The 16,333-nt window shown below is 74.9% G+C and carries 18 protein-coding genes; 10 read left to right on the top strand and 8 right to left on the bottom strand.

Going from position 1 to position 16,333, the window contains the following annotated elements; translation table 11 throughout:
• Window positions 1-105 precede the first annotated feature (105 nt).
• Window positions 106-633, top strand: a complete 528-nt coding sequence (locus O7633_RS24100) for a DUF4190 domain-containing protein (RefSeq protein WP_282324018.1) — start codon at window positions 106-108, stop codon at window positions 631-633.
• Window positions 634-700: 67 nt separating this feature from the next.
• Here the strand turns inward: O7633_RS24100 and O7633_RS24095 are convergent, their stop codons facing one another.
• On the bottom strand, window positions 701-1,657 hold the full coding sequence (locus O7633_RS24095) for a CoA ester lyase (protein WP_178063272.1): 957 nt from the start codon (window positions 1,655-1,657) through the stop codon (window positions 701-703).
• Between the two features lie 124 nt (window positions 1,658-1,781).
• On the opposite strand from O7633_RS24095, the gene O7633_RS24090 reads away from it, so the two are divergent.
• Window positions 1,782-2,606, top strand: coding sequence for an SDR family NAD(P)-dependent oxidoreductase (locus O7633_RS24090; RefSeq protein WP_278136325.1), 825 nt, complete (start codon window positions 1,782-1,784; stop codon window positions 2,604-2,606).
• A 53-nt stretch (window positions 2,607-2,659) separates the two neighbouring features.
• Entirely contained in the window at window positions 2,660-2,884 is a 225-nt protein-coding gene (locus O7633_RS24085) for a hypothetical protein (protein WP_278131797.1), read from the top strand.
• 141 nt (window positions 2,885-3,025) lie between these two features.
• Here O7633_RS24085 and O7633_RS24080 read toward each other — a convergent pair whose 3' ends face one another.
• Entirely contained in the window at window positions 3,026-4,084 is a 1,059-nt protein-coding gene (locus tag O7633_RS24080; RefSeq protein ID WP_282324017.1) for a DMT family transporter, read from the bottom strand.
• Between the two features lie 120 nt (window positions 4,085-4,204).
• On the opposite strand from O7633_RS24080, the gene O7633_RS24075 reads away from it, so the two are divergent.
• Window positions 4,205-4,903 (top strand): HAD-IA family hydrolase, encoded by a 699-nt coding sequence (locus O7633_RS24075; protein WP_282324016.1) that lies wholly within the window; start codon window positions 4,205-4,207, stop codon window positions 4,901-4,903.
• Between the two features lie 34 nt (window positions 4,904-4,937).
• On the opposite strand, the gene O7633_RS24070 is transcribed toward O7633_RS24075, so the two are convergent.
• Window positions 4,938-5,471 (bottom strand): hypothetical protein, encoded by a 534-nt coding sequence (locus tag O7633_RS24070; RefSeq protein WP_278131792.1) that lies wholly within the window; start codon window positions 5,469-5,471, stop codon window positions 4,938-4,940.
• A 105-nt stretch (window positions 5,472-5,576) separates the two neighbouring features.
• A complete protein-coding gene (locus tag O7633_RS24065; RefSeq protein ID WP_282324015.1) occupies window positions 5,577-6,446 on the bottom strand; it encodes a PhzF family phenazine biosynthesis protein in 870 nt (289 codons plus the stop codon).
• A 33-nt stretch (window positions 6,447-6,479) separates the two neighbouring features.
• Between O7633_RS24065 and O7633_RS24060 the strand changes: the two genes are divergently transcribed.
• The 3 genes from O7633_RS24060 to O7633_RS24050 all read left to right on the top strand — a co-directional run bounded on the left by O7633_RS24060 (window position 6,480) and on the right by O7633_RS24050 (window position 9,668).
• A complete protein-coding gene (locus O7633_RS24060) occupies window positions 6,480-7,766 on the top strand; it encodes a CBS domain-containing protein (RefSeq protein WP_178063267.1) in 1,287 nt (428 codons plus the stop codon).
• The gene (locus O7633_RS24055) at window positions 7,759-8,394 is read left to right on the top strand and encodes a DUF1003 domain-containing protein (RefSeq protein ID WP_074477050.1); all 636 of its coding nucleotides are present in this window, start codon (window positions 7,759-7,761) and stop codon (window positions 8,392-8,394) included. The genes O7633_RS24060 and O7633_RS24055 overlap by 8 nt, the downstream gene beginning before the upstream one ends.
• Before the next feature lie 125 nt (window positions 8,395-8,519).
• Entirely contained in the window at window positions 8,520-9,668 is a 1,149-nt protein-coding gene (locus O7633_RS24050) for an Mrp/NBP35 family ATP-binding protein (protein ID WP_282324014.1), read from the top strand.
• Between the two features lie 215 nt (window positions 9,669-9,883).
• On the opposite strand, the gene O7633_RS24045 is transcribed toward O7633_RS24050, so the two are convergent.
• Entirely contained in the window at window positions 9,884-10,318 is a 435-nt protein-coding gene (locus tag O7633_RS24045) for a preprotein translocase subunit TatB (RefSeq protein ID WP_074477048.1), read from the bottom strand.
• A gap of 80 nt (window positions 10,319-10,398) precedes the next feature.
• Entirely contained in the window at window positions 10,399-11,748 is a 1,350-nt protein-coding gene (locus tag O7633_RS24040) for a trypsin-like peptidase domain-containing protein (protein ID WP_176734993.1), read from the bottom strand.
• Between the two features lie 239 nt (window positions 11,749-11,987).
• Here O7633_RS24040 and O7633_RS24035 point away from each other — a divergent pair, with 239 nt between their 5' ends.
• Complete coding sequence (locus tag O7633_RS24035; RefSeq protein WP_282328627.1) at window positions 11,988-12,638, top strand: O-methyltransferase; 651 nt, start codon at window positions 11,988-11,990, stop codon at window positions 12,636-12,638.
• Window positions 12,639-12,695: 57 nt separating this feature from the next.
• On the opposite strand, the gene O7633_RS24030 is transcribed toward O7633_RS24035, so the two are convergent.
• Together O7633_RS24030 and O7633_RS24025 are read right to left on the bottom strand one after the other, a co-directional pair.
• Window positions 12,696-14,171: a leucyl aminopeptidase family protein gene (locus O7633_RS24030; RefSeq protein ID WP_282324013.1), complete on the bottom strand. Its 1,476-nt coding sequence runs from the start codon at window positions 14,169-14,171 to the stop codon at window positions 12,696-12,698.
• Window positions 14,172-14,312: 141 nt separating this feature from the next.
• Complete coding sequence (locus tag O7633_RS24025) at window positions 14,313-14,480, bottom strand: DUF3117 domain-containing protein (RefSeq protein ID WP_007455245.1); 168 nt, start codon at window positions 14,478-14,480, stop codon at window positions 14,313-14,315.
• A 190-nt stretch (window positions 14,481-14,670) separates the two neighbouring features.
• Here O7633_RS24025 and O7633_RS24020 point away from each other — a divergent pair, with 190 nt between their 5' ends.
• Both O7633_RS24020 and O7633_RS24015 read left to right on the top strand, forming a co-directional pair.
• Entirely contained in the window at window positions 14,671-15,489 is an 819-nt protein-coding gene (locus tag O7633_RS24020) for a PaaX family transcriptional regulator C-terminal domain-containing protein (protein ID WP_178063265.1), read from the top strand.
• A complete protein-coding gene (locus O7633_RS24015) occupies window positions 15,486-16,277 on the top strand; it encodes an enoyl-CoA hydratase-related protein (protein WP_282324012.1) in 792 nt (263 codons plus the stop codon). Before O7633_RS24020 ends, O7633_RS24015 begins: the two co-directional genes overlap by 4 nt.
• Window positions 16,278-16,333 lie beyond the last annotated feature (56 nt).

Here is a 16,333-nt window from a genome sequence, read left to right as displayed (position 1 = left end):
CCTGTTCGCCCTGCTCCGGGCAACGCGGCACCCGGTGACGTGCCGCGTTTTGGGGCGCCCTGGCTACCCTGACCGCGCACCCTCGACGAGACGCGGAGAGAGCCCATGACATACCCCCCACCGGCCGACAGCCCGAGCGACCCCTGGTCCCAGCCGGCCACGCCGCCGGTCGACCCGACGCTGCCGGCGAGCGGGCCGCCGACCGGCGGCGACCCGTACGCGCCGGTCGACCCGTACGCGGGGATGAAGATGGAGCAGGCCGCGCCGGTCGCCGACCCCTATGCCGTGCCCGGCTACGCCCCGGCCGGTCACCCGGCCCCGGGCTACCCGGGATACGGGTACGCGCCGCCGCCGAGGACCAACGGGATGGCGATCGCGGCGCTGGTGCTCTCCCTCGTCGGCATCGGCTCCTGCATCACCGCGCCGATCGGCGCGATCCTCGGGCACGTGGCCCGCAAGCAGATCCGCGAGACGGGCGAGGGCGGCGAGGGGATGGCGAAGGCGGCCATCATCGTCGGCTGGATCCTCACCGGCCTGATGGTGCTGGCGATCCTCGGCTACGTGGCGCTGATCATCATCGCCATCAGCACCGGCAGTTCCAGCAGCGACCGCGGAACCGGCTACGGCTACTGACGGCCCGGTGCCGCCCCACCCGGGGCGGCACCGCCGCCCGCCGGCTCGCGGCTCACGGGGCGTCGGCTCACCCGGTGGGCGGCGTGAAGCGCGACGTGCGGGTCAGGCCGGCCGCCCGGCCCTTGGCGGCGACCACCAGGGCCATCTTGCGGGACGCCTCGTCGATCATCTCGTCGCCGAGCATCACCGCGCCGAGCCGGCCGCCGGCCTCCGAGGTGTAGTGCTCGTAGGCGTCGAGGATCAACTCGGCGTGGTCGTAGTCGGCCTGGGCCGGCGAGTAGACCTCGTTGGCGGCGTCGATCTGGCCGGGGTGCAGCACCCACTTGCCGTCGAAGCCCAGCGCGGCCGAGCGCTTCGCCACCTCGCGGAACGCGTCCGTGTCCCGGATCTGGAGGAACGGGCCGTCGATGGCCTGGAGGTCGTGCATCCGGGCGGCCATCAGGATGCGCATCAGGATGTAGTGGTAGGGGTCGCCCGGGTAGTCCGGCAGAAGCCCGCCGACCACCAGCGACCTCATGTTGATCGAGGCCATGAAGTCGGCCGGGCCGAAGATGATCGTCTCGACGCGGGGCGAGGCCGCGGCGATGGCGTCGACGTTGACCAGCCCGGCCGCGTTCTCGATCTGCGCCTCGATGCCGATCCGGCCGACCGGCAGGCCGAGGGTCTTCTCCAACTGGGTGAGCGTCAGGTCCAGCCACTGCACCTGGGCGGCGTCCTGCACCTTGGGCAGCATGACGCAGTCGAGGTGCGCGCCGGCCCCCTCCACGACGTCGATCACGTCCCGGTACGTCCACGGGGTCGTGAGGTCGTTGACCCGGACCACGCGGGTCTTGCCGGCCCAGTCGCCCTCGTTGAGGGCCGCCACGACGTTCTTGCGCGCGTCCGGCTTGGCGAGCGGGGCGACGGCATCCTCCAGGTCGAGGAAGACCTGGTCGGCGGGGAGGCCCTGGGCCTTGCCGAGCATCTTGACGCTGGAGCCCGGCACGGCGAGGCAGGACCGGCGGGGACGACCGGCGACGGTCATGGGGCCTCCTTACGGCGCGGCGGGCGGGCCGACGCCACCTGTTCGGCGACCGGATGACTGAACGATCGCAAAGGTGCTTGTGACGCCACGGTAGCCTCGTGCCGTGACTGGGGTGAACGGGCCTGTGGAGGATCTCACGGGGCGACGGACCGTGGTGGTGACGGGCGCCAGCTCCGGCATCGGCCTGGCCGCCGCGGTGGAGCTGGCCCGCCGGGGCGACCGGGTGGCGCTGGTCGGGCGGGACCCGGCCCGGCTCCAGGCCGCGGGCGAGCGGGTGCGGGAGGCCAGCGGCGAGCGGCCCGAGCTGTTCCGGGCCGACTACGCGGTCCTCGACGACGTGCGGGGGCTCGCCGAGCGGCTGCGCGCCGCGTACGACCGGATCGACGTGCTGGCCAACAACGCCGGCGCGATCGTGCTGCGCCCGGTGACCACCGTCGACGGTTTCGAGCTGTCCATGCAGGCCAACCACCTCGCGCCGTTCCTGCTCAGCACCCTGCTGCGGGACCGGGTCGGCCGGCTGGTGGTGACCGCCTCCGGCGCGCACCGCAGCGGCGTCCTCGACCCCGACGACCTCAACGGCAGCCTGCGCGGCTACCGGTCGATGCGCGCGTACGGCACCAGCAAGCAGGCGAACATCCTGTTCACCGGCGAGGCGGCCCGGCGCTGGCCGGACATCCCGGCGTACTGCTTCCACCCGGGCGTGGTGCGGACCCGGTTCGGCGCGGACAGCCGGCTGGTCGCCCTCGGCATGCGGATCATGCCGTTCCGCAGCCCGGAGAAGGGCGCGGAGACCCTGGTCTGGCTGGCCAACCAGGATCCGGCCCGGCTGGTCGACGGCGGCTACTACGCCGACCGCCGGCCCCGCCGACCGCTGCGCAAGGCCACCGACCCGCAGCTCGCCGCCCGGCTCTGGGTGGCCAGCGCGAAGGCGGTCGGCGTCGAGCCGTGACCGCCACGGTCGCCCAACACCCCGTAGGCGAGGCCGTGCCTACCGTCATGCGCATGGGTGAACCGGAGGTCCCGGGACCGGTCGTCGGTCCGGCCGAGATCATGAACATGCTCGGCGTGGGCCGTTCCCGGCTGCGCCAGATCGTCATGCACCCGAAGTTCCCGCGCCCGTTCCAGACCTTGCAGGCCGGCTCGGTCTGGCTGCGGTCAGACGTCGAGGCGTACATCAAGACCTACCGCCAACCCCGCCCACCGGCAGACGAGGACGAGCAGGCCTAGGGCCTGGGGCCTACGTCGAAGACCTGGGATGTAGGCCGAAGATCGTGCTCGGTCCCGGAAAGCGTGGCCTCCGGCTGCGAGTGACACCACTCTTTCCCTGATCGAGCGCGATCTTGTCCCTCCGCGACCGGGAGGGAAGCGTCATGCCGGCTGGTCGGGTGGGGAGCCGGGCAGCGGGGCCGCGTCGGCCGGGAGCGGGGTGAGGGCGGCGCGGCGGCCGGCGCGGGCCCCGCCGAGCACCACCACCGTGACGCCGGCCAGGATCAGCGCGAGCCCCGGCAGCGCGCCGACCCGGGGCAGCTGGCCGAGCCAGGCCCAGGCGAGCAGGGCCGCCCCGGGCGCCTCCAGCAGGATCAGCAGGCTGACCGTGGTCGCGGAGACCCGCCGGAGCGCGTAGTTGAACATCGAGTGGCCGAGCAGTTGGGCCCCGGCCACCAGGCCGAGGATCGCCAGCCAGGTGCCGGTGTCGTAGCCGCCCAGCGGCACGCCGCCGACCAGGCAGACGACCAGCAGGATCAGCGCGCACACCCCGTAGCAGATGGTGGTGTAGGTGGTGGTGGTGACGGTGGCCCGGGCCCGTTCCCCGAGGGCGGTGTAGATCGCCGCGAACAGGCCGCCGGCCACCGCGAGCAGGTCACCGGCGAAGGCCCGGCCGGAGACGGCGAAGTCGGCCCCGGAGGCGAGCACCGCGCCGCCGACCGCCACCGCGATGCCGACCCAGACGACCGGCGGCAGCCGGCGGCCCTGGCCCCGGGCGATCAGTCCCTGCCAGACCGGCTGGGTGGCGACCAGGGCGACGGCGGCGGCGACCGAGGTGAGCTGGACGCTCGGCATCCAGGTGGCGAAGTGGGCGGCCAGCGCCACCCCCGACAGCACGCACCACCAGCCCTCGCGCCGGCCGGCAACCGCCGGTGCGCGCCCGTCGCGGCCGGCGCCCGCCGGACCGTCGCGGCCCGTGCCCGCCGTCCCGTCGCTCCCCGTGCCCGACCGTGCCAGCGCCCGGAACTCCGCCCGCCGCCGGGCCAGCGCGAACGGGCCCAGCACGCCGACCGCGAGCAGGTTGCGCCAGAAGGCGATCGCCAGGGCGGGCGCGGCGGCGAAGGCGACCAGCGGCGCGGACGACGAGACCGCGAGGACGGCCAGGGCGAGGACCCCGCCGGTCAGCGGGCCCACCGGGCGGTGATGGTGAGGGACGGGCACGGGAAGCAATCCTCACACGAGCCTCCGTCGACCATCCGTCACCACAGAAAGTCATCGTTCGACTACGATCGACGCATCCTGCCGGCGACCCTCCCCCTCGACGCCCGGAGGCACCTCCCCATGCCCGTCTTTCGCGCGGTGCTGTTCGACTTCTTCGGCACGCTCACCTGCTCCGTGCAACGCGGCACGGCCCACCGGTCCACCGCCGAGCTGCTCGGCTGCCCGGTCGACGCACTCGTCGACGTGCTCGACCGCAGCTACTACCAGCGGGCCAGCGGGCGGTTCGGCGACGCCGTGGCGACCCTGCGCTGGGTGTGCGCGCAGGCGGGCGTACACCCGCCGGAGAGCGCGCTGCGCGCGGCCGTCGCCTCCCGGCGGCGGGCGGTCCACGCCGACACCCGGCTGCGCGACGACGCGGTGCCCGTGCTGACGGCGCTGCGCGCGGCGGGCGTACGCACCGGCCTGGTCAGCGACTGCACCCACGAGCTGCCGGAGTTCCTGCCGCAGCTGGCCGTGGCCCCGCTGCTCGACGTGCGGGTCTTCTCGGTGCAGCTCGGGCGCTGCAAGCCCGACCCGGCGCTCTACCTGTCGGCGTGCGGCCCGCTCGGGCTCGCCCCGCGCGACTGCCTGTACGTCGGCGACGGCGGCAGCCAGGAGCTCACCGGCGCGCGGCGGGCCGGCATGACGGCGGTGCGGCTGGCCGCCCCGGACCTCGCCGGGCACATGGTGTTCAACGCCGAGCCGGCCTGGGACGGGCCGGAGCTGGGCTCGTTGAGCGACGTCCTCGACCTGGTGGGCCCGGTCGCCCTACCGGCCTGACCCCACGCCCGGCCCGCGCGCGGCGCGGGTCGGGTCAGCGACGACGGACGCGGTGCAGCCGGAACGGTCGGCGGGTGGCCCGGACCACCGGGGCCGCCCGGGGCGGCTCGGCCAGCGAGGCGTCCGGCAGCCGGTCGCCGGCGGCCGGTTCGCCGGCCGGGGTGAGCCGGACCAGGGCGCAGCCGTCGGTGGCCCACCGCTGCGCCAGGTCGGCCGCGGCCCCGGGGGCGTTGAGCCGCTTGGCGGCGACCGTCGGGGCGACGGTCGCCCACTCCTCGGTGCCCGGGGCCAGCCGGGTCACCCGGGCCGGCCAGGTGACGATCCGGCCGCCGTGGTCGCCGCGCAGCGTCACCTGCGCCTCGGCCGCCTCCGCGAGCCCGGGCGCGGCCTGCTCGCCGGGGCCGCTCACGACCAGGAGCGACCCTGGCGACGGTACGCACCACAGGGCCCGCGCCGGCCCGCCCGCGACGCCCACCCAGGCGACGGCGGCCTTCTTCACCGCCTCGTCGACCAGGGGCGTGCCGAACCGCCCGTCCACCTCGTCAGTCACCCCGGCATCCTCCCGCATGCCCGCCGGCCCGCGCGAGCGTACGGCGGAAGCCTGCCGCCCGTGGCCGGTGAGAGGGGTTCCCTTCTCTACCGCAGGCGTTAACAGGGGGCCCTTCCTTGCACCTCAGCCGACGAAGGGCGGGACGGCGATCTCGCCGCGCGCCACCGGCATCACGTCGCCGCGCACCGTCGCGCCGACCGCCGCACCGCCGGCCGCGGTGACCGTGCAGGCCAGCACGGACGGCCGGCGCAGCTCGGCGCCCTGCCGGACGGTGTAGGCGGAACGCCCCTCCCCGGGGAGCAGCCCGCTGGCGACCAGCCACACGCCGAGCCCGAGGGCGGCCGAGCCCGTCGCCGGATCCTCCGGCACGCCGCGTCCCGGGACGAAGACCCGGGCGTGCGCGGTTTGCGCGTCGGCGTCCCAGGAGAAGACGCTGACGTGTTCGAGGCCGTACCGCTCCGCCGCCACCGGGTCGACCCGGGCGCGGGCCACCGCGTCCGGCCACACCGGCAGGTACGGGAACTCCAGCCCGCACCCGGCGACCCGGGGCGGCGGCCCGGCGTGGTCGGCGGCGGTGAGGCCGACCATCTCCAGCAGTGGCTCCAGGTCCAGCTCGGGGCCGAGCGTCGGCACGCCACCGGTCAGCGTCGCGCCGTACGCGGTCACCTCGATCGGCAGCACCCCGACCCCGCACTCCTGGGTGACCTGCCCCACACCGAACAGCCCTCGGCGGCTCGCGGTCACCGCCGCGCCGACGCTGGGGTGGCCGGCGAACGGCAGCTCGTCGGTGGGCGTGAAGATCCGTGCCCGGTAGGTGGTCCCGACCTGGGTGGGCGGCAGCACGAACACCGTCTCGGACAGGTTGAACTCCAACGCGAGCGCCTGCATCTGTTCGGTGGCCAGCCCTTCGGCGCCGAACACCACGGCGAGCGGGTTGCCGGCGAACGGGCGGTCGGTGAAGACGTCCACGATCTCGTAGGCCAAGGTCGACATGTTGATAAACAGTAGGCGCTTAGGCTGGTGCCCGTGAGCACGCCGAACCGGGTCTACATCGCCCGACTCGCCGGAGTCGCCGTCTTCGACCCCAACGGCGACCAGGTGGGCCGGGTGCGCGACGCGGTGGCCCGGCTCCGGCCCACCCAGCGCCCACCGGAGGTGGTGGGTCTGGTCGCCGAGATGCCGATGCGCCGGCGGATCTTCCTGTCCATCAACCGGATCACCACCATCGACGCCGACGCGGTGGTGCTCGGCAGCGGGACGCTCAACCTGCGCCGGTTCGAGAAGCGCCCCAACGAGCTGCTGGTGCTCCAGGAGCTGCTGGACCGGCGCGTGCAGCTCGACCCGGGCGGCCAGCCCGGGTCGGTGGTCGACGTGGCGATGGAGCGCAGCCGGGGCGGCGAGTGGTCGCTGACCCGCGTCGCCGTCCGCGAGCACACCGGTCGGCTCACCCGCCGCGGCCACCTGCACCAGGTCGAGTGGGACCGGGTGCGCGGCCTCAGCGGCATCGGCGAGAACCGGGGTACGGCGAACCTGCTCGCCGTCCTGGAGGACATGCGCCCCGCCGACCTGGCCAACGCCCTCCAGGACCTGCCGGACACCCGGCGCAACGAGGTGGCGGCGGCGCTGGACGACGAGCGGCTGGCCGACGTGCTCAGCGAGCTGCCCGAGCACGACCAGGTGGAGATCCTCGCCGCGCTGGACCGGGAGCGGGCCGCGGACGTGCTGGAGGAGATGGACCCCGACGACGCCGCCGACCTGCTCAACGAGCTGCCCCCGACCGAGCAGGACGTGCTGCTGGACCTGATGGAGCCGGGCGAGGCCGACCCGGTCCGCCAGCTGCTGAAATACTCGTCGGGCACGGCGGGCAGCGTGATGACCTCGGAGCCGGTGATCCTCCCCCCGGACGCCACGGTCGCCGAGGCGCTGGCCCGGATCCGGGAGGAGCAGCTCTCCCCCGCGGTGGCCGCGCAGGTCTTCGTGACCCGCGCGCCGCTGACCACCCCGACCGGCCGCTACCTGGGCATGGTCCACTTCCAGCGGCTGCTGCGGGAGCCACCGGCCGACCTGCTCGGCGGGGTGGTGGTCAACGACATCGACCCGCTGCGCCCGGCCACCCCGCTGCCCGAGATCACCCGCCGGATGGCCACGTACGACCTGGTCGCCATGCCGGTGGTGGACCGCAACAACCGGCTCGTCGGCGCGGTGACCGTCGACGACGTGCTGGACCACTCGCTGCCGCGCGACTGGCGGGACCGGGACGCCCCCACCGCACCCGCCCCGGTGCACGAGGGGCTGGACGGCGTCGATGAGTGAGCAGCGCCGGGCCGAGCGGCTCGACCAGCCGCGCGAGCCCCGGGGCGTGAAGCTGCCCCGGTTCGACCCGGAGGCGTTCGGCCGGTGGTCCGAGGGGATCGCCCGGGGCATGGGCACGGCGAACTTCATCGTCTACATGACGGTGGTGATCGCCGCCTGGTTCGGCTGGAACACCCTCGCCCCGGCGGACCTGCGCTTCGACCCGTACACCTTCACGTTCCTGACCCTGGTGCTCTCCCTCCAGGCGTCCTACGCGGCCCCGCTGATCCTGCTCGCGCAGAACCGGCAGACGGACCGGGACCGGGTGGCGTTGGAGGAGGACCGGCGGCGCGCGACGATGCAGAAGGCGGACACCGAGTACCTGGCCCGGGAGGTCGCGGCGCTGCGGATCGCGCTCGGCGAGGTGGCGACCCGGGACTTCCTCCGATCGGAGCTGGCCCGGCTGGCCGAGGAGCTGGACGAGGCCGCCCAGCGCCGGCAGCGGCTGGAGCGCCGGCAGCAGGAACGCCCGTCGCACGAGCGCCCGCCGCCGCGCGGGGGCACGGCGCAGCTCGACGAGCCCCTCGACGAGCTGGACGGCGACTTCGCCCGGGGCGCCCGCCCGGAGGGGTCGACCGACGCCCGCTGACCACCGGCCGGGCGGGGCGGCCGGGGCCGGTGGGCGCGCTGACCAGGCCGGGCGGGCCATCGATTCGCTCACACCGGGGCCCGCCGAACGCCGGCACCTATCGCCCCCGACGTAGCATTGCGGGCATGTCAGCACCCGTCAGCACCGTCGAGGACGCCGTCCAGGCCGCCCTGGCCACCGTCGACGACCCGGAGATCCGCCGGCCGATCACCGATCTCGGCATGGTCCGCTCCGCCCGGGTCGGCGACGACGGTGTGGTCCGGGTCGAGCTGCTGCTCACCGTGGCCGGCTGCCCGCTCAAGGACAAGCTGCGCACCGACATCACCGCCGCCGTCGGCGCGGTGCCCGGGGTGACCGGCGTGGAGATCGAGTTCGGGGTGATGACCCCCGAGCAGCGCCAGGGCCTCCAGGCGAAGCTGCGCGGCGGCTCCGCCACCGAGGAGCCGGTGATCCCGTTCGCCCAGCCCGGCTCCCGCACCCGCGTCTACGCGGTCGCCAGCGGCAAGGGCGGCGTCGGCAAGTCCAGCGTCACGGTGAACCTGGCCGCCGCGCTGGCCGCCCGGGGCCTGAGCGTCGGCGTCGTCGACGCGGACATCTACGGCCACTCGGTGCCCCGGATGCTCGGCGCGGACGGCCGCCCGACCCGGGTGGAGGATCTGATCATGCCGCCGCAGGCGCACGGCGTGAAGGTGATCTCGATCGGCATGTTCACCTCGGGCAACGCGGCCGTGGTGTGGCGCGGCCCGATGCTGCACCGGGCGTTGCAGCAGTTCCTCGCCGACGTCTACTGGGGCGACCTGGACGTGCTCCTGCTCGACCTGCCCCCGGGCACCGGCGACGTGGCCATCTCGCTGGCCCAGCTGCTGCCGAACGCCGAGATCCTGGTGGTCACCACGCCGCAGGCCGCCGCCGCCGAGGTGGCCGAGCGGGCCGGCGCGATCGCGCTCCAGACCCATCAGCGGGTCGTCGGCGTGATCGAGAACATGTCGTGGCTGGAGCTGCCCGACGGCTCCCGGATGGAGGTCTTCGGCGCCGGCGGCGGCGCGACCGTCGCCGACTCGTTGACCCGGACGATCGGGGCGCAGGTGCCGCTGCTCGGGCAGATCCCGCTGGACACCCGGGTCCGGGAGGCCGGCGACGCCGGCAACCCGATCGTGCTCGCCGAGCCGGAGTCGCCGGCCGCGAAGGCCCTCGGCCAGGTCGCCGACCGGCTCGCGGTGCGGCGGGAGTCGCTGCTCGGCAAGCCCCTCGGCCTCAAGCCGGCCGCCCGCTGACCGCTGCCGGCCGCCCGCTGACCGCTGCCGGCCGCCCGCTGACCGCTGCCGGCTGACCGCTGGCGCCGGCCCGGGTTGGTGCGGCTGGAGGCGATGTCGTATCCGACCCAGCTCCCTAGGGGCCGAGGCGCGCACCGGTCGCCCCGGGCCGGCGGACGCGCCCCGGACCGGCGGACGGGCCGGGCGGCCGGCACCGGCGGTGACGAAGGCGTGGCTCAGGTGGCGTCGTCGTAGCTGGCCGTGCGGGGGGCCGGTGCCGTCGCCGCGCCGCCGGAGGTGGCCGTGACCGCGCCGCTGGTGCTGTTCGACCGCAGGTCGACCGCCTTGGCCACGTCCTTCAGGTCCTCGTGCACGCCGGTGACGTCCGCGCGGAGGCTGTCGTAGACGCCCTGCAGCGGCTTCCGGATCGCCTGCTCGTCCTCCTCGCTGAGCAGGTGCTTGCGGATGAACGCCTTCGGGTGCAGGTCCTCCAGCTGGATGTCGGTGCCCAGCTCGCGGCTCAGGTCGCCGGTCGCGTTGCGGGCCATGGCGCGCAGGTTGCGGACCATGCGCAGCCCGTCGCTGATCACGTTGGGCAGCCGGTCACCGAAGATCAGCAGCGCCAGGAGCAGCAGCGCGGCGATCTCCCACCAGTTGAGGTTCTCGAACACTGCTGGGCCTCCTCGTCGGCATCAGGCCAAGCGTACGCAGGTGACGGCCCCTCGGGGAGGGGCCGGTCGGCTGTCGACTCTCACTTGGCGTCCGCGGCGAGCGTCACCGAGGCGTTCTGCCGGCTCGACCCGCGCCGGTACTCCACCGTCACCACGGACCCCGGGGCGAACTTGCGCACCAGGGCGATCAGGTCGGTCGGGTCCGTCATGGGGCGGCCGGCGAGCCGCAGGATCACGTCCCCCGCCCGCAGCCCCGCCGCAGCCGCCGGGCCCGCCGGCTCCACCGACGCCAGGCGTACGCCGCCGGTGCCGCCGCTGGCCGCGCCGCTGCCGCCGACCTGGGCGCCGATCACCGTACGGCGGGCCTTGCCGGTGCCGATGATGTCCTGGGTGACCCGCTTCGCCTGGTTGATCGGGATGGCGAAGGCGAGCCCGATGTTGCCGGCCTCCTGCCCGTCGGCGACGAGCGACTTGATCGTCGAGTTCACCCCGATCACCCGGCCGGCCGAGTCCACCAGCGGGCCGCCGGAGTTGCCGTGGTTGACCGCGGCGTCGGTCTGGATGGCCGCGTAGTAGCGGGTCGGCCCGCCCGGGTCGCCCGCCTGCATCGTCCGGTCCAGGGCGCTCACGATGCCGGCGGTCACCGTGTTGGCCAGGGACAGCGGCGAGCCGATGGCCAGCACCGGGTCGCCGACCGCGAGGGCGTCGGAGTCGCCGAACTCCACCGGCCGCAGGCCCGTGACGGAGGACACCTTGATCACCGCGATGTCGGACTCCGGGTCCTGCCCGACGACGCTGGCGGCGGCGGTGCTGCCGTCGTTGAACACCACCGACGCCTTGCCGGTGCCCCCGGCGACGACGTGGTCGTTGGTGATCACGTAGCCGTCGGCGCTGACGATGAAGCCGGAACCCTCGCTCGTCCCGCCCATGCCGGCCACCCGGACGGTGACCACGCTGGGCAGGACCCGCTCGGCGACCCCGGCCAGCGACTCCGGCTTGCGCTGGGCCAGCGCCGGGGCCTCGGCGGAACCTGCGCCGAGCACCGGGCCGCCGGCCGCGCCGCCACGCACCGCGAAGGCGTACCCCAGGGCACCGCCGAGGGTCCCGGCGAGCAGCGCGGTGACCAGCGGGATGAGCAGCAGCTGGCGCAGCGTCGGCCGGCGCGGCGCGTCCGGGTCGACGACCGGCTCCGGCTCCGCGGCGCCGTCGACGGGGCCGGGCACCACCACGGCCGCCGGTGCGTACGGGTCACGCCACGGGTCGGCGAGCGCGTCGGACCACCAGGGCGAGGCCGGGGCGCCCCGGTGGACGCCGTCGGGCGTCGTCGGCGGTCCGGCCGGCGGCGCGCCGGCCCCCGGCGGTGCCGCCGGGGTCGGAGCTCCCCCAGGCTGGCGCCAGTCCCAGCCGTCGGTCACGTCGGTGCCTCCCAGTCGTCCCCGGCCCCTCGCTCCGGACCGGCAGGGCTGACCGGTCCGACGACGGGGATACCGCATCCAGGATTACACGAATGCCGCGAGTGCAGTCAGTGGTTGCGGTGCGTGACCGCCCGGTGGGAACCGCCCGATCGGGCAGGTTCCACCGTGATCGTCGGGCACCGGACTCGCGGCTGCGTCCGTTCGGCCCCGCCTCTAGGCTCATACCGCCAACCCGCCCCCGACGGAGGTGTCCCATCGCCACGGCCGCCAGTTCCGGCAGCTCGACGACCCCGGCGTCGCAGTTCGCCGAGTCGTACGTCACCGAGGACCTCGTGCTGCGGACCGCCCGCAGCCTCGCCCGCGAGGTGGGCCTCGACGCGGTGACCCCGGGCACGGGGGCGGCGCTGCGGCTGCTGGCCGCCGCCGGGAGCGCGCGGGCGGTGGTGGAGATCGGCACCGGCACCGGCGTGAGCGGCGTGTGGCTGCTGCGGGGCATGCGCGCCGACGGCGTCCTCACCACCATCGACGTCGAGGTGGAGCACCAGCGGATCGCCCGTCGGATCTTCACCGAGGCGGGCTTCCCGTCGGGGCGCACCCGCATCATCACCGGCCGGGCCCTGGACGTGCTGCCCCGGCTCGCCGACGGCGCGTACGACATGGTCTTCGTCGACACCGAGGCCACCAACTTCAGTTCCTGCGTGGCCGCGGCGCTGCGGCTGCTGCGCCGCGGCGGGGTGCTCGCGCTGCACGGCACGCTGGCCGACGGGCGGATCGCCGACCCGGCGGCCCGGGACGTGGAGACGGTGACCACCCGGGAGACGATCAAGGCGCTCCGGGAGTCCGAGGACTGGACGCCGGCCCTGCTCCCCGTCGGCCACGGCCTGCTCGCCGCCGTGAAGTGCTGAGGCCCGCCGCCCGCCGCGGGAGGCCCTGAGCCGCCCCCGCCGCCGGGGAGGCGCACGTCACCCGAGGGTGGCCAGCCAGCGCAGCAGGCCGCGCACCCCCCAGCCGGTGGCGCCCCGGGTCAGCTCGGCGGCGTCGCCGTCGGCCCACGAGGGCGCGGACATGTCGACGTGCAGCCAGCGCTGCCGCAGGTCGCCGGTGAACTCACGCAGGTAGAGCGCGGCCAGCACCGACCCGCCGCCCTGGTTCGGGGCGCTGTAGAGGTCCGCCACGTCGCTGCCCAGGTATTCGACGTAGTCGGCCGGCAGCGGCATCCGCCAGGCCGACTCCCCCGCCGCGTCGATCGCGGCCAGCACGTCGGCGGCCAGCTCGTCGTTGTCGGAGTAGAGCGCGCCGGTGCGCTTGCCGAGCGCCACCAGGTTCGCCCCGGTCAGGGTCGCCAGGTCGATCAGCAGGTCGGGCTTGAGCTCGGCGACGGCGTACGCCAGCGCGTCGGCGAGCACCAGCCGCCCCTCGGCGTCGGAGTTGGTGGTCTCGCTGGTCACGCCGCCGTAGTGGGTGATCACGTCGCCGGGGCGGAACGCCGACCCGCTGACCGCGTTCTCCGCCAGCGGCGTCAGGGTGGTGATCCGGACCGGCAGCCGCAGCGTCGCCGCGCCCAGCGTGGCGGCCACGACGGCGGCGGCGCCGGCCATGTCCTTGCGCATCAGCTTCATGGCGGGCACCGGCTTGATGGAGATGCCGCCCGTGTCGAAGGTGATCCCCTTGCCGACCAGGACGACGTGGGTGCGCGCGTCGGCGGGGTGCCAGTCCAGCTCGACCAGGCGCGGGCCGCTGGCGGAGCCGCCGCCGACGGCGAGGATGCCGCCGAATCCCCCGGCGGCCAGCTCGTCGGGCTGCCGGACCCGCAGGCGCAGGTCGGGGCGACCGGCCGCGGCGGCCTCGACCTGCTCGGCGAACCACTGCGGGTTCTTCACCGAGGACGGGGTGTTGGTCAGGTCCCGGGCCAGGCGGGTCATCCGGGCGGTCACCTCGGCCCGCTCGACCGCGTCCGCGTAGGCGGCGGGGTCGCCGACGGCGACGTCGACGCCGCTCAGCGCCGACGCCTCGCCGGCCTCGGTGAGCCGGAAGCGGTAGGACGCCAGCAGCAACCCCTCGACGAGGCCGCGCACCGCGTCGGGCTCGGCATCGACCGGCATCATGATCGTGAGATGTGTCTCACCGGACGCGGCGCGGGCCAGCGCCGCCCCCGCCGCCCGCCATCCGGCCTCGTCGCCGTCGCCGGCCCCGACCAGCAGCAGCCGCGCCGGGAGCCGCCCCGGCCGCAGGTGGACGTGCGTCTCGCCGGCCCGCCCGGTGGCCCGGGCCGCCGGGACCAGGGCGGCGGCCTCGGCCAGCACGTCGTCGGCGAGCGCCGGCAGGCCGGGCAGCAGCACGGCCCGCGCCGCCCCGTCCTCGGCCGCCCCGACGGGTCGGATGGGCAGGGCCAGGGCGTCGGGCCGCTCGGGCCCACCCACCAGACGGATGGCAAGCACGCTGGAACGACCTCCAGATGGGTCGGAAGAGGGCCCGGACGCGACCGGGCCCAGGGCGAAGCCCTGAGCCACCGGCGGGGCCGGTGGCTCAGGGAGGTGTGAACCGCCCGCGCGGCAACCGCCGCCCGGACCGTGCCTCGGTCAGCCGGCGGCTGCCTTCAGTGCGTCACCGAGCGCGTTGGCCTCGTCGGGAGTCATCTCGACGACGAGCCGGCCACCACCCTCCAGCGGGACCCGCATGACGATGCCCCGGCCCTCCTTGGTGACTTCCAGCGGACCGTCGCCCGTCCGCGGCTTCATCGCCGCCATGTCGTCTCCCCTCAGACCTGCAACAGGGTCGGTGGGTTGCCCCACAGCCTCTTCGCCATCACCCACCGCGACGTGCACGGCGGGGTCGACCAACGATTTTCCCTGATGAACACCGCCGGACCCAAACCGAAGAGGCATTGATGTAACAGGACCTAGCTTATCTTGAGAAGGCCTGTCACAATGTGCGGTCATGCAGGCACGGTCGGCACTCTTCGACCTGTACGGCGACCACCTTCGACCCCGGGGCGGCCGCGCGCCGGTCGCCGCCCTGGTCAGGTTGCTCGCACCGCTCGGGATCGCCCCGCCGGCGGTGCGCACGGCGGTCAGCCGGATGGTTCGTCAGGGCTGGCTCGACCCTCTCCGGCTGGCCTCGGGGCCGGGCTATTCGATCACACCGAAAGCCGCACGGCGACTCGACGAGGCGGCCGCCCGGATCTACCGGACAGGCCGGGTCAGCTGGGACGGACGGTTCGACATGCTCGTCCTGGACAGCCCCGCCTCCCGCCGGGAACGGCAGCGGCTCGCCGCCAACCTCAGCTTCCTCGGCTACGGCTCCCTCGACGAGCAGACCTGGGTGGCCACCCGGCCGGCGGAGGACGTCGACGTCCTGCTCGACGAGGCCGGCGTGCGGTACGAGCGGTTCACCGCCGCGCACACCGCCGGCACCCCGGGCGCGATGGGCGTGGTCCGCCGGGCCTGGGACCTCACCGAGATCGGGCACGCCTACGAGCAGTTCGTCGCCGAGCAGCGCCCCCTGCTGGCCGCGGTCACGGTGCGCAGCGACGACGAGGAGGCGTACGCGGCCCGGTTCCGGCTCGTGCACGCATGGCGTACCTTCCTGTTCCGGGACCCGCAGCTCCCACCGGCGCTGCTGCCCGAGCGCTGGCCCGGCACCGCCGCGGCCAGTTTCTTCGACCGGCACGCCACCCGGCTGCGGCCGGCCGCCGACCGGTACGTCGAGCAGTGCCTCGACGCCACCAACCGTGAGAGAAGGGTCGTCAAGACGTGACCGAGCCGCTGCTCGTCGACCGCACCGACTCCGTCGTCACCCTGACCCTCAACCGCCCGACGGCGATGAACGCGCTCGACGTGGCGCTCAAGGAGGCGCTCCGGGACGCCCTGGCCGAGCTGGAGTCCGACCGGTCCTGCCGGGCCGTGGTGCTGGCCGGTGCGGGCGGCTCGTTCAGCGCCGGCCAGGACCTGCGCGAGCACGTGCAGGTCCTGGAGTCGCCGGGCGTGAACCCGGTGGACACCGTCCGGGCCCACTACAACCCGATCGCCGCCCGGCTGGCCAACCTGCCGAAGCCCGTGGTGGCCGCCGTGCGGGGGATGGCCGCCGGGGCCGGGGCGTCGCTGGCCTTCCTGGCCGACTTCCGCATCGGTGGGCCGAAGACCCGGTTCCTGATGGCCTTCGCCGGGGTGGGGCTCGCCGCCGACACCGGCGCCTCCTGGACCCTGCCCCGGCTGGTCGGTCACGCCAAGGCCGTCGAGCTGCTGATGCTCGCCGAGCCGGTCGCCGCCGACGAGGCCAGCCGGCTGGGCCTGCTGACCCGCCTGGTCGACGACGACGAGCAGGTGCTGCCGACCGCTCAGGAGCTGGCCGCCCGGCTCGCCGCCGGCCCGACCGTCGCGTACGGGGCGATCAAGCGGCAGCTCTCCATCGCCGACGCCGGCACCCTCGCCGACGCCCTGGCCGCCGAGGCGCAGGCCCAGTCGATCTGCGGGGGCACCGCCGACCACCGCGCCGCCACCCTGTCCTTCGTCAACAAGCAGCCGCCGGTCTTCGAGGGCCGCTGAACGCTGCCCGGACCTCGCCCTTACCGTTCTCGAACACCGGCTCCGTACGGTCGGTG

It is taken from the genome of Micromonospora sp. WMMD712, assembly GCF_029581295.1.
In the GTDB taxonomy this organism is placed as follows: Bacteria; Actinomycetota; Actinomycetes; order Mycobacteriales; family Micromonosporaceae; genus Micromonospora; species Micromonospora carbonacea.
This window is presented reverse-complemented; position numbering and strand designations above follow the sequence as displayed.